This window comes from Vibrio sp. UCD-FRSSP16_30, from assembly GCF_001676025.1.
Lineage (GTDB): Bacteria > Pseudomonadota > Gammaproteobacteria > Enterobacterales > Vibrionaceae > Vibrio.
The window spans coordinates 112,206-128,113 of the sequence record NZ_LZFW01000013.1; the positions used below are offsets into that span (position 1 = coordinate 112,206).

Below are 15,908 nucleotides of genomic sequence, written 5' to 3' on the forward strand. Positions count from 1 at the left end.
CTTAAGTGGCAAATACAAACTATGACCGTACCATCGCTTTTGCTGGCATCTGCCAAGCTGTTGCTTTAGTTCAACAAGTGGCAAAAGACGGACATTGTGATTCTGCTGCTTTTGAAACTTCCATAGCTGCGATTATCAATACCAACCCAGCCGATACTATCAGTGTTTTCGGTAATGAACGAGACCTTGCATTAGGCCTTAAATTCTTATCTAAAGGTCTCGATAGTTCAACTACTGGTAACGATTTAACCCGCTATATAATCAGTATTATGGCATTGGAGCGAAAGCTGAGTCAGCATGATGATGCGATGTCAAAACTGGGTGGTAGAATTCAACAGATTGAGCGTCAAACAGAACATTTTGACCTTTTTGAAGAGCAAATGATCAGCAACCTTGCCAGTGTCTACTTAGACGTGATTAGCCCTATTGGTCCACGTATTCAAGTGACTGGTAATCCTGAGATGCTGCAACAGACCCCAGTGCAAAGCCGTGTACGCGCCCTACTTCTCTCTGCTATTCGAAGTGCCGTATTATGGAGACAAGTCGGCGGAAAACGCCGCCATCTCATCTTTGGTCGTAAAAAAATGATCGAGCAAGCAGAGATCCTTTTAGCAAGAATTTAATCAATAGCTCGCATTTTGTTGCGGGCTATTTTTTTATGATCTCTATCGCGGCAAGCTCTTTATTGCTCACTCTTTATTACGAATAAGTAAATTAGCGCAAACGTTTGCGCAATAGTAGTGACAAGTACGCTTGTTACTGGTATAAATCTCACAAAATTTAGAAACTCAACTCGGGAGAACAACATGGAATTGTCAGCATTAACTGCTGTTTCACCAGTAGACGGCCGTTACGGAAGTAAGACAATTGCGCTACGTAGCATCTTTAGTGAGTATGGCCTCCTAAAGTACCGTACTATCGTTGAAATCCGCTGGCTACAAAAGCTTGCAGCAACCGATGCAATCGCAGAAGTACCAGCGTTTAGCGCTGAAGCGAACCAATTTCTTAATAACGTAGCGGCTAACTTCAATGAAGAGGATGCACAACGTATTAAAGATATCGAGCGCACAACTAACCACGACGTTAAAGCGGTCGAGTATTTCCTAAAAGAAAAAGTAGCGGGTGTACCTGAGCTTCACGCAGTAAACGAGTTCATCCACTTTGCTTGTACTTCAGAAGATATCAACAATACGTCTCACGCTCTAATGCTTAAAGAAGCACGTGAAACTGTCATTCTTCCTGAAATCAAAAACATCATTGATGCGATTAAAGCGCTTGCAGTTGAATACCGCGATATTCCTTTGCTATCTCGTACCCACGGTCAGCCGGCTTCACCTTCTACTCTAGGTAAAGAAATGGCAAACGTTGCCTACCGTATGGAACGTCAATACAAGCAAATCGAAGCAGTAGAAATTCTAGGTAAAGTCAACGGTGCAGTAGGTAACTACAACGCTCACCTTTCTGCCTACCCTACCGTTGATTGGCACCAGTTTGCAGAAGAGTTCATCACTGAATCTCTTGGCGTAACATGGAACCCATACACAACACAAATTGAACCACACGATTACATCGCTGAGTTGTTTGATGCTGTTGCTCGTTTCAACACTATCTTGATCGACTTTGATCGTGACGTTTGGGGTTACATTGCACTTGGTCACTTTAAGCAAAAAACCATTGCTGGCGAAATTGGCTCTTCAACTATGCCGCATAAAGTTAACCCGATTGATTTTGAAAACTCTGAAGGTAACTTAGGTCTAGCGAACGCAGTATTTGGTCACTTAGCTCAAAAACTGCCTATCTCTCGCTGGCAGCGTGACCTTACTGACTCTACGGTTCTTCGTAACCTAGGTGTAGGTGTTGGCTATGCAATCATTGCTTATACTTCAACGTTGAAAGGTATTAGTAAGCTTGAAGTTAACCGCGCTGCATTGCTTGCTGAGCTAGACAAAAACTGGGAAGTATTGGCAGAACCAGTACAAACAGTCATGCGTCGCTACGGCATTGAAAAGCCTTACGAAAAACTGAAAGAATTGACTCGTGGTAAGCGCGTTGATGGTGAAGCTATGCGTAACTTCATCGACGGCCTAGAGCTTCCAGAAGACGAGAAAGCTCGCCTGAAAGAGATGACTCCAGCAAACTACATTGGTCAAGCTATTGAGTTGACTGATAAGCTGTAATTATACCAATCGTAGTAAATCTCTGATCAGCCTAGCTGGTTAAAACACTTGATAACTGCGTTGAAATTTTTGATTGTAGAATAACTACTTATCAAAAATATTCGCCTTGTTCTCAAGTGTTTTTCCTGCGCTATTTCTGATCATTTAATTACTGTGATTGGTATTACTAAGCTATATCATTAAAAATAAAAAGCCTGAATATCATATTCAGGCTTTTTTTTGGTTAAACCATTTTTTAGTTAAGTCACTTTTTGGTTGAACAATAGGCATTAAATTTTAATGCCTATTTCATCGACTTAATGATTAAAATGCACTTTTAAACATTTCTAAATATTTTTCAGCCGCGACATCCCAGCTAAAGTCTTTAGTCATTGCGCGCAGCTGCATCTCAGAAAATTCACTTGGCTGCTGCAGATACAATAACAAAGCGCGCTGCATACAAATCAGTAACTCTTCAGCTTTTGGCTCACGGAAAGCAAAACCTGTGGCAATACTTGGGTCTGTATCGTAATCGTTCACAGTATCTTTTAATCCACCTACACTGCGTACGATTGGCAAAGTGCCATACGCCATTGAGTACAGCTGGTTTAAACCACACGCTTCAAATTCTGATGGCATCAAGAAGAAATCAGAACCTGCTTCGACAAGGTGCGCTAAACGATTGTCGTATGCTTCAACAAACGTAAATTTATCGAGATGTTGCTCAGAAACCTGACGAAGTTGCGCGGCAATAGCAGGATCGCCAGTACCGATAATCACAATCTGCACGTCATTTTTCAAAAAGCGCTCAAGGATCGGCAAGATATAATGGAAACCTTTCTGATCGGTCAGGCGACACACCATACCAAACATAGGAAGCTTAGCCACTGGAAGGCCAAATTCATTTTGCAGTGCAATTTTATTGGCGGCCTTACCCGTTTTAAAGCTTGCTTTAGTAGCTTTAAATTTCTTCGCTAAATATTTATCCGTTGCCGGATCCCACTCGCTGTAATCACAGCCATTCACAATGCCGCAAAAATCGGCTTGGCGAGCAACAAAGTCATTCACTAAACCATGAGAACCCAGTGGCGTTTTTAACTCTTGAGCGTAATTAGGGCTAACAGCATTTAATTTGTCAGCATATTGAATACCAGCACGGAGCATACTAATGCAATCGTGGCCATAATTCACTGTGCTACTTTCTACCTGACTAAGCTCAGGAATAATGCTGACCTCACGATAAGGATAAATACCTTTAAACAACGCATTGTGAACACTAAGTACACTTTTCATGTTTTTATAAAATTCGTTATTGGCAAAGCGGGTTTTCAACAAAAATGGTACTAAACCTGTATGCCAATCATTGGCATGTATCACATCCGGTTTAAAATCGAGCTTTGGCAGTGCATCTAAACTTGCCGCAGAGAAAAAGGCAAAACGCTCGCCATTGTCTGCATATGCTTCATTACGCTCTGCATATAATTCTGGGCGATCGAAATATTGATCACACTCGAAGGCATAAACAGGTACACCATTTAAATCAAGTTTACGAACTTGATATGACGTATGAGGAAAGTGATCAAGCTTCGTCGATAAAACTACAGGGCTTTGATCAAAGTTAGGTAACTTTGTATAGCCAGGGATTGCAATGGCAACCGTTGAACCTAAATTTTGTAATGATTTTGGTAGCGCTTTACCAACATCAGCCAAGCCGCCGCTTTTTACTAATCCTTCAGCTTCAGAGACGGTAAACCAAACTTTTAATTGTGACATTTTTCGGAAAATCCTGTTTTCAATAGAGCTGTAGACAGCTTCTGGTTATGTTTACTTATGAAGTTGACATGCGTCATTTCTAAGCAATTTTAACATAATAAACAAACGATTGCGCGAAACGCATTCACCATATTGGTAACACTTTATTGATAGAGAAATGTTTAATTTCACTATAAACCGCTTTCAATATGATACGCACCATTTAGCACAACATTCAGAAACGAAAATGCCCAGCACAAGGCTGGGCATTGAAGTATTTTTTAACTAGTGATTACCAGTAAACGCGAGCACCGATAGCAAAGCTACTTGCTCCATCAGCATCTCCTACGATACCGACTGAATTATCAGAGTCTTTGTTTGTGTAACCTAAAGTAGTACCATCACCATAACCGTATTCTGCATAAATACGAGCCCAAGAGTTAAACTTATGCTCAACACCTACGTATAAAAGAGTACCATCAGAATCACCATCGTTGAAAATATTTTTAGCGTCTTGAGTTACGTATTCCGCACCACCATAAAGTGCGGTTTTGTCCACTACTTGGAATTTACCCGCAAGAGAGAAACCATTTTGTTCAATTTTAGCATTACTATTTTGATCTGCTAATTCAGAAAAGTAATAAGTAAAGCCAACTTTATGGGCATCAAAAGCATATTCAGCAGTCAATTCAGCAAATGTATTTTCTAGACGTGCTACTGAAGGTACTTGAACATCATCTTCATCACGTTCTATTGCATCACCTTCATAACCTACACCTGCGTGTAAAGATAGATCACCAAATGCGGTTCCTGCAAATACTTCATAACGGTCAGACTTTCTCTCATCATTATTCAAAGCATAAGTAGCTTGAACCCAAAGATTTTCACCATCTAGCTTATATTTGATTAAAGAATCATTTGTTCCTTCAGTATAAAGAAGAGCAGAGCCACCAAAGAAATATGAATAATCTGCACCGTATACATCATCCGCTACAGTGATTTGCTTACCAAAGGTAAGTGACCCGAAATTACTATCAACACCAACCCAGTGATAACGATTAGTAACACCGGAATCACCAATGCCAAGCTCAACATTACCAATTGCAACAACAGAGTCGGAAAGTGCGTAAGACGCATTAATACCTGTACGGGATGAACCTGAGCTCAAATCAGCTTTATGGTCATTTGATTCTTTAAACTTAAGTTCTTGACGAAGTTGTCCGTAAAAGTCTACAGAACCATCTTCAGACTTATAAATTTCTGCAGCGTTTACAGAGGTAGCAGCTAGAGAAGCTACTGTTAGTGCTAATAGTGTTTTTTTCATGTTAATTTACGTCCTTTTCTTTTAACTAGAATCTAATGTGATTCATAAAATTCATTTATTTTTATAATTATCCAAAAGATAAATATCTACCGTATTTACTATCTCTCTGGAGTTGCTGATACATTGCAATTTTTATAAAGCACTGTCAACAGTTCTAAAAACAATGAAAATTAAAATAAAAATCATTAAAAAACAGCTACTTGCGAGCGTTCAACGAAAGAGTTCACATTTTTAACAACTGAGACAGAATGCAGTGACAACTATTTCAGCTTCATGTCACGCAAACTAATATTCTATAAATGACAGGCATTCCAGTTGAAAACACTAATTGAAATCAAGCCAAAGAAAACTTCACAAACTTTTTCACTAGTGGCTCTCGACCATCAACATCAAACAAAGTTTCAAACGATGCTTACCCCCTTTAATGGTTTTGTGATAGTGGTCACGCTATTTCTTTATTAAATAGCCTAATACGAAGCCCTCTTTCCATTTTGTAGATGTGTTATTATGGTTTCAGCATGTCACTGTCTGAATTCCAATGAACCCTAAAATCCAACAAGCAATCCGTCACAGCTACCAGAATCTGCACGACCAATTGGATAATTTTATTCCTCGTCGAGCGCAAAACTATTTAGTAGCAGAAATCACAAAAACACTCACTGGCACCTACCATAAGAGCAATCGTTTAATGGTTGCTGAAGCGGGTACAGGAATTGGTAAATCACTCGCTTATTTAATGTCAGCTATTCCAGTGGCTAAATTCAATAATCGAAAAGTGGTGATTTCAACGGCAACAGTGGCGTTACAAGAACAGCTTATTAACAAAGACCTGCCTTTATATCGTCGCCTTGTTGATTTTGAGTTTTCTTTTATCTTGGCTAAAGGACGTCAACGATATTGCTGTGCGGAAAAATTAGCCGCAGCATCAGGGGCAGACGATTCACAAATCGCAATGTTTGAAACCAAGCCTAAGCCTTCTGATGTTCATTTACTTGAAAACATGTATAAAGCGCTGTCCGAGAATAAATGGGATGGTGATCGGGATTCGTGGCCTAAGCCGATAAAGGATGATGTGTGGCAAAGTATTGTCAGCGACAAACACAGCTGCAATAACGGTCTCCCTGCACACAGGGGTTGTCCATTTCAGAAAGCACGCTCAGAACTGGATAAAGCTGATGTGGTTATTGCCAATCATAGCTTAGTCATGGCCGACCTTGATTTAGGTGGCGGCGTGATCCTATCTGAGCCTGAGAATACTATTTATGTGTTTGATGAAGCGCATCACCTGCCAAAAGTAGCAAGAGATCACTCTTCAGCATCAGCAAGCTTAAAAGGTGCCGCTGCGTGGCTAGAAACTCTCAACAAAAACAGCAGTAAGCTATCCTCTTTGGCTGATTCGAAACGTGTTGACCGTTTTTTAACTGAGCTGCAAAATTCCATTGCTGAGATCATCCCTAGCCTAAATAATGTTTCCCGCCAGCTTGATCCGGCAGGCTTTAAAGAAAATCGACTGCGTTTTGAACATGGCGAATTACCACCGTGGCTTGTTGAACAGAGTAAAGAGCTCAAAACCATTTGTACTAAGGCTGCGCAAGCATTAGCAAAGATAACCGACTTAATTACAGAAAGAGTCAAAGATGGTGAAGTGTCAGCAAGGCTTGCCGAGCCGGCGCTTGCTGAGGCTGGTTTCTTTTTACAAAGACTTGAAAACCTAGCCAAGGTTTGGCATTTGATGGCTGAACCATCAAGGGATAAAGGTGCTCCCCTTGCTCGTTGGATAGAAACAAACCCAGAACGAGAATTGGATTTCATCGTTAGCGTGTCACCTTTAGAAGTTGGTTGGTCATTGGATCAGCGACTTTGGAGTAAATGTGTCGGCGCGGTATTAACATCGGCAACCTTAAGAGCGCTCAATTCATTTAATTTCTTCTGCCAACAAAGTGGCGTTAGCTATGACAAAGAAGACGGCACTCAATTTCTTGCCCTAGCCTCACCTTTTGACTATCAAAACAATGCAGAATTGATCGTCCCTAACACTAAATATGAGCCACAAGCCCCGCAATTTACCGAATATCTGAGTGAAGAGCTTATTAATTGGCTAGTTCCTGATAAAGCAAACCTTGTACTGTTTGCTTCTTATTGGCAAATGAATCAAGTTGCGGATGCTTTACAAAAAGAACTCACTAAGAAAGGCTGGCAACTGCAGGTTCAAGGCGACAGTTCACGAATTGAAATTATAAAAAATCATAAAAAAGCCATTGAGAAAGGCAAAACCAGTATTTTGTTTGGCACAGGCAGTTTTTCTGAAGGGTTAGATTTACCGGGGAATCTATTAGAGAATCTAGTGATCACTAAAATTCCATTTGCGGTACCCACCTCTCCTGTCGAGGAAGCGCATGCAGAATATATCGAAAGTCGCGGCGGAAATCCGTTTATGCAGATTGCGGTACCCGAAGCGAGCAAAAAGCTGATTCAATCGGTAGGTAGATTACTGCGAAAAGAGCAAGATTCTGGTAGAGTCGTACTATTCGACCGTCGCATTGTCACTAAGCGCTATGGCAAAGCATTATTAGAGTCGTTACCCCCATTTAAACGTCGTATCGATTAGGATTAACTTAGTACTCAATGGAATACCTAGAACCAAGCATGCTGCTAATATTGGCCATTGTTGCCTTTATCGCAGGTTTTATTGATGCGGTCGCCGGAGGCGGAGGAATGTTAACCGTCCCTGCCCTGTTGTCTATTGGCTTACCTCCACATATGGCTTTAGGTACCAATAAACTGGCGGCCTCTTTTGCGTCTTCAACGGCTGCATTTACTTATTATAAGAAGAAACTGTTTAAGCCAAAATTGTGGTTTCCTAGTTTTATTGCCACCTTAATAGGCGCAACCTGTGGCACCTTGTTTGTCGATGCTATATCGACGCAATGGTTAGAAAAGGCGCTGCCGTTAATCATATTAGCGACGGCTCTTTATACGATCATTCATAAAACGCCAGATGCGAACAAAAATGCACTCCCAGAACCCGGTACTAAACACACTGCCACACAGGTGGCGCAAGGTTTAGGACTGGGATTTTACGATGGCGTAGCCGGTCCTGGTACTGGTGCTTTCTGGACAGTCAGCAGTATGGCATTGTACCGCCTGAATATTTTGCTAGCATCAGGTCTGGCCAAGGCGATGAACTTTACCAGCAATTTCACCTCTTTAATTACTTTTGCAATTTTGGGGCATATTGATTGGGTTTTAGGGTTAACCATGGGATTTTGTCTCATGCTTGGCGCTTATTTTGGCGCGCATTCCGCAATACGCTTTGGCGCTAAATTCATCCGTCCGGTGTTTGTTACTGTAGTAACCATTTTAGCGGCTAAACTTGCCTATGACGCTTGGTTTGTTGCACTTTAAGGTGAAGATATGAGTCAATTTTCCCAGCTCAAAGAAAAACTGACACAAATGGCCTATAGCGCAGGTCAACTTGATAAACAGCGCGGTGAGCACCATCAAGCGTTATTTGATAGCAGCTTGTTCACTTGTCGCTCTAGACTACTTTCACCATGTGTTGAAGAAGTTAAAAAAACTTATGACGCTATTTGTCGTGAGCAGCAACACGGACTTCTCACAACACAACGAGCTGAATACCTTTCCGAGCGATTGCTGGCTCAAATTAGCGCAATCACTCGCGAGCTCTCAACGTCTCATTTTCGTAAAGACGAACCAAAGCATAAAAGCTACTATCGCAAACCTATCAACGTTTATTACCAAGATCTTGCCAAGCATAAAGATTGGGAGCGTCAGTTGATGGAAATGGTAATGGATCGCCAGCAGTCTTTAGATAACGCCACCGGATTTAATCAAGGTCAAGCCCAACAAGCTTTACTGACCGCAGAGCAACGTCTTAAACGCTGCCAAGAAGCCATCATAAAAATCGAAAAACAAATCACCTTTAGAGAGCAACATCAATAATGAGTAGCCACAATCATGAGTGAGCCTAAATCACCATTAGAGAATGCCCCAGATGATATTAAATTAGCTGTCGACCTCATTTATTTGTTCGAATCCAATGAGGTGGATATTGATACCGCTCTTTCAGCATTAGAGATTGTTAAAAACGATCTTATTAGCAAAAAACTAAACCAATAGAATAGTCACGCTCAATCAATGGAATTACATAATGAAAGTAATTAGTTTTAACATTAATGGTCTTCGTGCCCGCCTTCATCAACTGCAAGCCATCATAGATAAGCATCAACCAGACGTCATTGGCTTACAAGAAATTAAAGTTCATGACGAGGCATTTCCTTTAGCGGATGTTGAAGCTATGGGCTATAAGGTTTATCACCATGGTCAAAAAGCCCACTACGGCGTTGCCATGCTATGCAAAAAAGAACCAATATCGGTACAAAAAGGCTTTGCCAGCGATACTGACGAACACCAAAAACGCATGATCATGGTGACTGTTGAAGATGAGCAAGGTCAACCCGTCACAGTCCTAAACGGTTATTTCCCGCAGGGTGACAACATTGCGCACGAAACTAAATACCCATATAAACGTCAGTTTTATAAAGATTTAATGACTCATTTACGCACTCACCACAACAGTGACGAACAAGTTATTGTAATGGGCGATATTAATATTAGCCCTAGCGATTTGGATATCGGCATCGGCGAGCCAAATCGTAAGCGTTGGCTAAAAACCGGAAAATGCTCATTCCAACCAGAAGAGCGTGAATGGTTAAAAACCTTAATGGATTGGGGATTTACAGATACCTTTAGAGCGCTACAGCCAGAAATCAACGACCGTTTTTCATGGTTTGATTATCGCTCAAAAGGATTTCCTGATAACCGAGGTTTGCGTATCGACGTAATATTGGCAACCCCAAGTTTAGCCAGTAAGTGCATTGAATCAGACGTTGACTACGAATTACGCGGTATCGAGAAACCTTCAGATCACGCGCCGATTTGGGCTACATTCAAATAGCCTTACATCAATAACAAAAAGCCGAATCATATTAATATGATTCGGCTTTTTTATGCTTGAGTCGTTTATAGGCGACGCAATACTATTTTGACTCTAAAGGCCTTAAATACGCTAGAAAACGCTTTTCCAAGTTTTTGAAGGTAAACAAAATGATAAAGCTTAAGCACATATAAAATAGGCCAGCGGTCAAAAATGACTCAAATGGCGCATAATAACGAGAGTTCACTAAACGTGCCGCGCCAGTTAAATCAAGAATGGTAATAATACCGGCCACCGCTGAGCCATGAAGCATAAATATCACCTCATTACTGTAAGCGGGCAGTGCTCTGCGCAGTGCACTAGGTAAAATAATTCGGCGGTACGTAGTAAAAGGGCTCATGCCATACGCTTTAGCTGCTTCTACTTCACCTTTTGGTAAGCCATTTATCGCGCCACGGATGATTTCTGAGGTATACGCTGATGTATTAAGCACAAATGCCACTAACGCACAAAACCATGCATTTTCCCACATAGTGTCTTTAACAGGATAAAACTGGTCCATTCCGTAATAGATAAGGTAAAGCTGCACTAAAAGCGGGGTTCCACGGAAAAAGTAAATAAATGACCACGTTGGTGCAACCAACAGCCAGTTTTTACTATTTCTGGCAATGGCTAAAGGAATCGCAATACAAATACCAAGAACCAAAGACAACGCCACCAGCCAAGCTGTGGTATACAACCCTTCTAGATACACATCAATGCTATCGACGATAATAGAAAAATCCATAGGTTATCTCGCTTGAATGCTGAACTTGCGTTCAACGATCTTTAACAGACCAGTTGAAACCGCAGTAAATAATAAGAAAATAATCGAAACCGCCATATAGAAAGTAAACGGCATTTTGGTGGTGCCAGCCGCAAGAGAGCTCACTCGAACCATATCTTCTAAACCGATAATTGAAACCAATGCCGTCGTTTTAAGCAGCACTAACCAGTTATTACCAAAACCAGGCAATGCATGTCGTATCATCTGTGGCAGTAAAATGCGTCGAAAGGCAAGCACTGGGCTCATGCCATAAGCTTTACCCGCTTCTAATTCGCCACTGTCTACAGCCAAAATTGCACCGCGGAATGTCTCGGCCATATACGCACCAAAGATAAAACCAATGGTTAGGATACCGGCAACATAAGGACTGACATCAATATAATCGGGTAAGTATGAAACCCACTCATGACTTGGGTCACTGGCAGTAAAGTAATTGTTTAACCATTCATTTACCGCATACAGGCTATTGTTGAGAAGGATTTGTCCGCCAAAGAAAATCAGCATCATTAAGACTAGATCTGGGATACCACGGATAATCGTAGTATAGAGCGTAGCAATGCCTTTTAAAATTCGATAAGAAGACAGCTTGGCTAAGGCCCCTAACATGCCCAATATAGTCGCAAGCAATAATGAAAATATTGCCACTTCTAATGTCAGCAATGCCCCTTTTAAAATCGTGGCTTCATATCCCTGTAAATCAAACATAATTTCTTTTCAACTCTATCATGAAGGCCAATTACCAATTTAATGTCGATTTTTATTCGTAATGTTTTCATCTCGCTAAGCTGCGAACATAAGCACTATGAGTAAAATGAACATAATCTGGCCCGAAAACCATGCGTTCTCGGGCCACAAATTATTTATCGTGCAGGTTAGTCACCGTAGACATCAAAGTCGAAATACTTCGCTTGGATTTCTTGGTAAACACCTTTTTCACGTAGCGCAAGAATGGCCTTGTTCAATTTTTCTGTTAGGTCTTTGTCTTGCTTACGAGTTGCAATACCAAAGCCATCACCAAACCACTTAGGATCTGTAAGTGATGGACCAACAAATTCATATTTGTCGCCATCTGCAGAATTAAGCACACCTTCTTCTAACGCTGATGCATCACCCAATACTGCGGTAATACGACCGTTTGCTAGATCAAGATAAGCTTCATCAAATGAACCGTAACGTACGATTTCAACTTCATCGCCGTAGTTATCCGTTAGGTATTTGTCGTGAGTTGTTGCACGTTGCACACCAATCTTCACCCCTTTAAGTCCCGCTTTAGTGAACTCAAGGTTTGCGCCTTTCTTAGCAATGAAGTTATTTGGTACTAGTGCGTATTTATGAGTGAAGTCGACTTTTTTCTTACGCTCTTCAGTAATGGACATCGCCGCGATAATTGCATCGTATTTGCGCGCAAGTAGTGAAGGAATCATTCCATCCCAATCTTGAGCAACTAACTTACATTTAACCTGCATTTCTTTACAAAGTGCATTGGCCATATCAACATCAAAACCGCTTAATGTGCCGTCAGCTTCTGTTTTACTAAAAGGAGGGTAAGCGCCTTCAATACTAAAACGAACTTGCTTCCATTCCTTTGCTTGTGCCATACCGGAAAGTGCTGTTGCTGCTAAAGTTGCAGCTAGTAACCACTTTTTCATATCCATACTCCTGTGATTTTAGTATTTTCAGTTGTGTTTAAGTAAGCGCTCATACGCGCTTTTTTTAGAACATCGATTTAGTAAATAGATGAAATAAATTGTTGTAGACGTTCTGATTCTGGTTGAGTGAATAGCTTGGCAGGATCGCCCTGCTCTTCAACAAGACCTTGATGTAAAAACATAACGTGACTTGATACATCGCGAGCAAATGCCATTTCGTGAGTCACCACCAACATGGTTCTGCCTTCTTCGGCAAGATCGCGCATAACGCCAAGCACTTCTCCGACCAATTCAGGATCCAGTGCCGAGGTAGGTTCATCAAATAACATGACTTCGGGATCGACCGCTAGTGCTCTTGCAATCGCAGCGCGCTGTTGTTGCCCACCGGACAAGTGTCCAGGGTAGTAGTCTTTTCGCTCGTACAAGCCCACTTTTTGTAAAATTTGCTTTGCTTTTTCAATAGCTTGAGCTTTAGGTACGCCTAATACGTGTACAGGCGCTTCGATAACATTTTCGAGCACGGTTAAATGAGACCAAAGATTAAAGCCTTGAAAAACCATCGCGAGTCGAGAACGAATACGTTGAACTTGCTTTGCATTGGAAGGCATAGACTCGCCAAGACGATTATTTTTCATCTCGATCAATTCGCCGTTTACCCAAATCTCGCCTTTTGTTGGCGTCTCTAGCAGATTGATACAACGTAGAAATGTGCTTTTACCAGAGCCTGAACTGCCGATAATAGAAATGACATCGCCTTTGTTAGCCTCTAGAGAAATACCTTTAAGCACTTCGTTCTGCCCAAAGGTTTTATGCAAATTGTTGATGGTGAGCGCGGATACATCCGTCATGCGCTTGATTCTCCCTGTAATCCTAGAGTCAGCCTAAGTTGATGAAAGCAAGGTATCATTTGCAAAAAGGTTTAGCAATGACCAAACCTGCCTGCTTAATGAGGATATTTAATCATTATACCTGCCTATATATCCGTTCGACATCATAAAAATCAAATAAATTCACGATTAACAACATGTTAACTAACTATAAATGTAAATGAAAAACCACAAAAGTCACTAAAAAACTCACAATTTAGCAACAAAAAGCAAAGCTTTTAACGCTAATTAAGCTCAATGGTGCAAATACTAAAACGCTACATATTTGAAACAAATGTCAGCAAGCAATTCACTAAACTGAGCGTAATAAGAGCTAACTAGAATAGGGATTAATAGTTTTATTTCAGTAGGTTCTTTCACTGATCAAGATCAAAAGATTATGATGATAGGCTTGTTACACTTCGCTACAAATTCAAATTTGGTAAGTATTTTTCAAATTATTACCTAAAATTATTCCTATATTTACGTGCCACAACGCTATAAATATGCGAAATTACACCGGCGCGGAACAACAGTACGCGTTTTGATTAAATAACCTAGATTCATTTCTACCCATAAGTTAACGAGGATTTATGTCCGACGCTGTCAACAACGAGCAGTCTGATACTGAAGAAAAAAGCTATTCAGAACTGCATAAACCAGCCTCAGAATTCGCAAGCCGATCTGACTACCTAGATCATGAACTTCAAATCATGAAGCCACGCCGTTTCGGTTTAAACCTACCAGGGCGTGATTTCCGATTTGAGCTTGAAGATTTAGTTCCTGCCCTTGCTGGTACTATCGGTATTATTGCAATGTACTCAGCAGTAATGATGTCATGGGCTGACGGTTTATCCCAAGCACATGGTATTCACCTGGGTAAAGAATTCGCCATTGAAGTGGCACGTGTAGAAATGCTGATCCCAGCACTTCTTTTCTGTGTTTTAGCTTCTGGTTTTATTAACCCGAGAGCTAACTTGGCCGGTAACCACGGCCCAATGATTCCATTAATCGGTTCTATCGCACTTGCCGGCGCTCACCCTTTAGCTCTTGCTATTTTGATCGGTATTTTCGGTTTACTACTGAGCTTCTTTAAAGGGGGGTCGAAACTCGTTAACCTCACCTCAGAAGGTACCGCAGGGGGATTATTAATGTTCCTCGGCTTTACCGGGACCATGAGTCAGATTGGCGATATCCAATCTTGGGCTGTTGGTCTACAGTCAGCTGACGTTGCTGCGGGTAGCTTGGGTTATATCGGTTTAGTGGTATTAGGTATTAATATTGCTATCTATGCTTTCTTAGCAAAAATTGGTATGCGTTGGTTGGCCATTCCTGTTTGTGCAATCGCAGGCTTGATTATTGCTCTAGGCTTGGGTGCAGGCTTTGACCTGACATTTGAAACTCAAATGGGTATTCCAAACCTAAACCCTGTTTACTGGTGGGGCAGCACAGAGCAAGGTTGGCAACTTGGACTACCGGGTATTCCACAATTTATTGCCTCTCTACCATTTGCAATTCTTGCAGTAGCAATGTGGTCTCCTGATTTCCTAGGTCACCGTATCTTCCAAGAATTGAACTATCCTAAGAAAACTGAAAAAGTTCTTATGGACGTAGATGACACAATGACTATGTGTTCTATCCGTCAAATGGTGGGTACCGCTGTGGGTGGTGGTAACATCACTTCATCTTGGGGTACTTACATGATCCCAGCAGCCATTGCTAAACGCCCTATTCCAGCCGGCGCAATCTTGCTTGGTCTAATGTGTATCGTTGTGGCTATTCTTGGCTTCCCTATGGATGTTGCCGTATGGCCTCCTGTTATGCGTATCGCTCTGCTTGTAGGTGTATTCCTACCGCTACTTGAAGCGGGTATGCAAATGGTTCGTGAGACAAAAGACTCACAAGCTGCCGGTATCTGTATCTTTGCCGCTATCGTAACGAACCCTGTATTGGCATGGGCTCTTACTATGTTCTTAGATAACAATGGCTTTATCGGTGACAAAGCACGTGCAGAGCGTCTGTCATTTGCTGATAAAATCATCATTCCTGTTTCTGTGTTTGTAGTTTGTCTTGTCGCGATGTTGGCAGTAGGCATGCTAGAGCCACAATATGGTTTGAAAGCGTTCCTATAACAAAATCAAAGGGTAGTGCTAAAGCACTGCCCTTTTTTCTTTAAAAGTTTGATTAACCCTATAATCTCGACTAAACATTTTGAAGCACTTTTAATGTCGAATTGCAGTTATTGAACACAAAGTTTTCAAAAAAACCCTTTTATTAATTTAGTTTAAAACTTATAATTATTTTTGAGGGAATTGAGTGGCAATATGAATAAGCTGCGTTACTGATCAACTTATTCATATTGTTATTAATCTTAAGTG

At 41.2% G+C, this 15,908-nt stretch carries 14 protein-coding genes; 8 read left to right on the plus strand and 6 right to left on the minus strand.

The window, feature by feature from the left end; translation table 11 throughout:
- The first annotated feature begins 5 nt into the window (after positions 1 to 5).
- Both hflD and purB read left to right on the plus strand, forming a co-directional pair.
- Positions 6 to 623, plus strand: coding sequence for a high frequency lysogenization protein HflD (gene hflD, locus A9260_RS07750; protein ID WP_068697759.1), 618 nt, complete (start codon positions 6 to 8; stop codon positions 621 to 623).
- 183 nt (positions 624 to 806) lie between these two features.
- Positions 807 to 2,177, plus strand: a complete 1,371-nt coding sequence (gene purB / locus A9260_RS07755; RefSeq protein ID WP_068697761.1) for an adenylosuccinate lyase — start codon at positions 807 to 809, stop codon at positions 2,175 to 2,177.
- A 303-nt stretch (positions 2,178 to 2,480) separates the two neighbouring features.
- Here purB and glgA read toward each other — a convergent pair whose 3' ends face one another.
- Positions 2,481 to 3,929, minus strand: coding sequence for a glycogen synthase GlgA (glgA, locus tag A9260_RS07760; protein WP_068697763.1), 1,449 nt, complete (start codon positions 3,927 to 3,929; stop codon positions 2,481 to 2,483).
- A gap of 271 nt (positions 3,930 to 4,200) precedes the next feature.
- Positions 4,201 to 5,232, minus strand: a complete 1,032-nt coding sequence (locus A9260_RS07765) for a porin (protein ID WP_068697764.1) — start codon at positions 5,230 to 5,232, stop codon at positions 4,201 to 4,203.
- Between the two features lie 538 nt (positions 5,233 to 5,770).
- Here A9260_RS07765 and dinG point away from each other — a divergent pair.
- Genes dinG through xthA form a run of 5 tightly spaced genes read left to right on the plus strand, consistent with a single transcriptional unit; the run spans position 5,771 to position 10,210 of the window.
- A complete protein-coding gene (gene dinG, locus A9260_RS07770) occupies positions 5,771 to 7,840 on the plus strand; it encodes an ATP-dependent DNA helicase DinG (protein WP_068697766.1) in 2,070 nt (689 codons plus the stop codon).
- A gap of 17 nt (positions 7,841 to 7,857) precedes the next feature.
- On the plus strand, positions 7,858 to 8,637 hold the full coding sequence (locus tag A9260_RS07775) for a sulfite exporter TauE/SafE family protein (protein ID WP_068697768.1): 780 nt from the start codon (positions 7,858 to 7,860) through the stop codon (positions 8,635 to 8,637).
- A gap of 9 nt (positions 8,638 to 8,646) precedes the next feature.
- Positions 8,647 to 9,195 (plus strand): primosomal replication protein, encoded by a 549-nt coding sequence (locus tag A9260_RS07780; protein WP_068697769.1) that lies wholly within the window; start codon positions 8,647 to 8,649, stop codon positions 9,193 to 9,195.
- A 15-nt stretch (positions 9,196 to 9,210) separates the two neighbouring features.
- Complete coding sequence (gene rsmS / locus A9260_RS07785; RefSeq protein WP_068697771.1) at positions 9,211 to 9,372, plus strand: pleiotropic regulatory protein RsmS; 162 nt, start codon at positions 9,211 to 9,213, stop codon at positions 9,370 to 9,372.
- Positions 9,373 to 9,403: 31 nt separating this feature from the next.
- Positions 9,404 to 10,210: an exodeoxyribonuclease III gene (xthA, locus tag A9260_RS07790; RefSeq protein WP_068697773.1), complete on the plus strand. Its 807-nt coding sequence runs from the start codon at positions 9,404 to 9,406 to the stop codon at positions 10,208 to 10,210.
- Between the two features lie 82 nt (positions 10,211 to 10,292).
- Here the strand turns inward: xthA and A9260_RS07795 are convergent, their stop codons facing one another.
- The 4 genes from A9260_RS07795 to A9260_RS07810 all read right to left on the minus strand — a co-directional run bounded on the left by A9260_RS07795 (position 10,293) and on the right by A9260_RS07810 (position 13,512).
- Entirely contained in the window at positions 10,293 to 10,976 is a 684-nt protein-coding gene (locus A9260_RS07795) for an ABC transporter permease (protein WP_068697775.1), read from the minus strand.
- 3 nt (positions 10,977 to 10,979) lie between these two features.
- A complete protein-coding gene (locus A9260_RS07800; RefSeq protein ID WP_068697776.1) occupies positions 10,980 to 11,720 on the minus strand; it encodes an ABC transporter permease in 741 nt (246 codons plus the stop codon).
- 167 nt (positions 11,721 to 11,887) lie between these two features.
- Positions 11,888 to 12,664 (minus strand): ABC transporter substrate-binding protein, encoded by a 777-nt coding sequence (locus A9260_RS07805; protein WP_068697777.1) that lies wholly within the window; start codon positions 12,662 to 12,664, stop codon positions 11,888 to 11,890.
- Between the two features lie 77 nt (positions 12,665 to 12,741).
- Positions 12,742 to 13,512: an ABC transporter ATP-binding protein gene (locus tag A9260_RS07810; protein WP_068697778.1), complete on the minus strand. Its 771-nt coding sequence runs from the start codon at positions 13,510 to 13,512 to the stop codon at positions 12,742 to 12,744.
- A gap of 611 nt (positions 13,513 to 14,123) precedes the next feature.
- Here A9260_RS07810 and A9260_RS07815 point away from each other — a divergent pair.
- Positions 14,124 to 15,662: a DUF3360 family protein gene (locus tag A9260_RS07815; RefSeq protein WP_068697779.1), complete on the plus strand. Its 1,539-nt coding sequence runs from the start codon at positions 14,124 to 14,126 to the stop codon at positions 15,660 to 15,662.
- Positions 15,663 to 15,908: the final 246 nt, after the last annotated feature.

What these genes read in the sequence shown, in the direction of transcription:
- xthA (WP_068697773.1), top strand. Translation starts at nt 9,404, where the DNA reads ATGAAAGTAATTAGTTTTAACATTAATGGTCTTCGTGCCCGCCTTCAT.
- glgA (WP_068697763.1), bottom strand. Translation starts at nt 3,929, where the DNA reads ATGTCACAATTAAAAGTTTGGTTTACCGTCTCTGAAGCTGAAGGATTA.
- dinG (WP_068697766.1), top strand. Translation starts at nt 5,771, where the DNA reads ATGAACCCTAAAATCCAACAAGCAATCCGTCACAGCTACCAGAATCTG.
- A9260_RS07815 (WP_068697779.1), top strand. Translation starts at nt 14,124, where the DNA reads ATGTCCGACGCTGTCAACAACGAGCAGTCTGATACTGAAGAAAAAAGC.
- purB (WP_068697761.1), top strand. Translation starts at nt 807, where the DNA reads ATGGAATTGTCAGCATTAACTGCTGTTTCACCAGTAGACGGCCGTTAC.
- A9260_RS07795 (WP_068697775.1), bottom strand. Translation starts at nt 10,976, where the DNA reads ATGGATTTTTCTATTATCGTCGATAGCATTGATGTGTATCTAGAAGGG.
- A9260_RS07780 (WP_068697769.1), top strand. Translation starts at nt 8,647, where the DNA reads ATGAGTCAATTTTCCCAGCTCAAAGAAAAACTGACACAAATGGCCTAT.
- A9260_RS07800 (WP_068697776.1), bottom strand. Translation starts at nt 11,720, where the DNA reads ATGTTTGATTTACAGGGATATGAAGCCACGATTTTAAAAGGGGCATTG.
- A9260_RS07810 (WP_068697778.1), bottom strand. Translation starts at nt 13,512, where the DNA reads ATGACGGATGTATCCGCGCTCACCATCAACAATTTGCATAAAACCTTT.
- rsmS (WP_068697771.1), top strand. Translation starts at nt 9,211, where the DNA reads ATGAGTGAGCCTAAATCACCATTAGAGAATGCCCCAGATGATATTAAA.
- A9260_RS07775 (WP_068697768.1), top strand. Translation starts at nt 7,858, where the DNA reads ATGGAATACCTAGAACCAAGCATGCTGCTAATATTGGCCATTGTTGCC.
- A9260_RS07765 (WP_068697764.1), bottom strand. Translation starts at nt 5,232, where the DNA reads ATGAAAAAAACACTATTAGCACTAACAGTAGCTTCTCTAGCTGCTACC.
- A9260_RS07805 (WP_068697777.1), bottom strand. Translation starts at nt 12,664, where the DNA reads ATGAAAAAGTGGTTACTAGCTGCAACTTTAGCAGCAACAGCACTTTCC.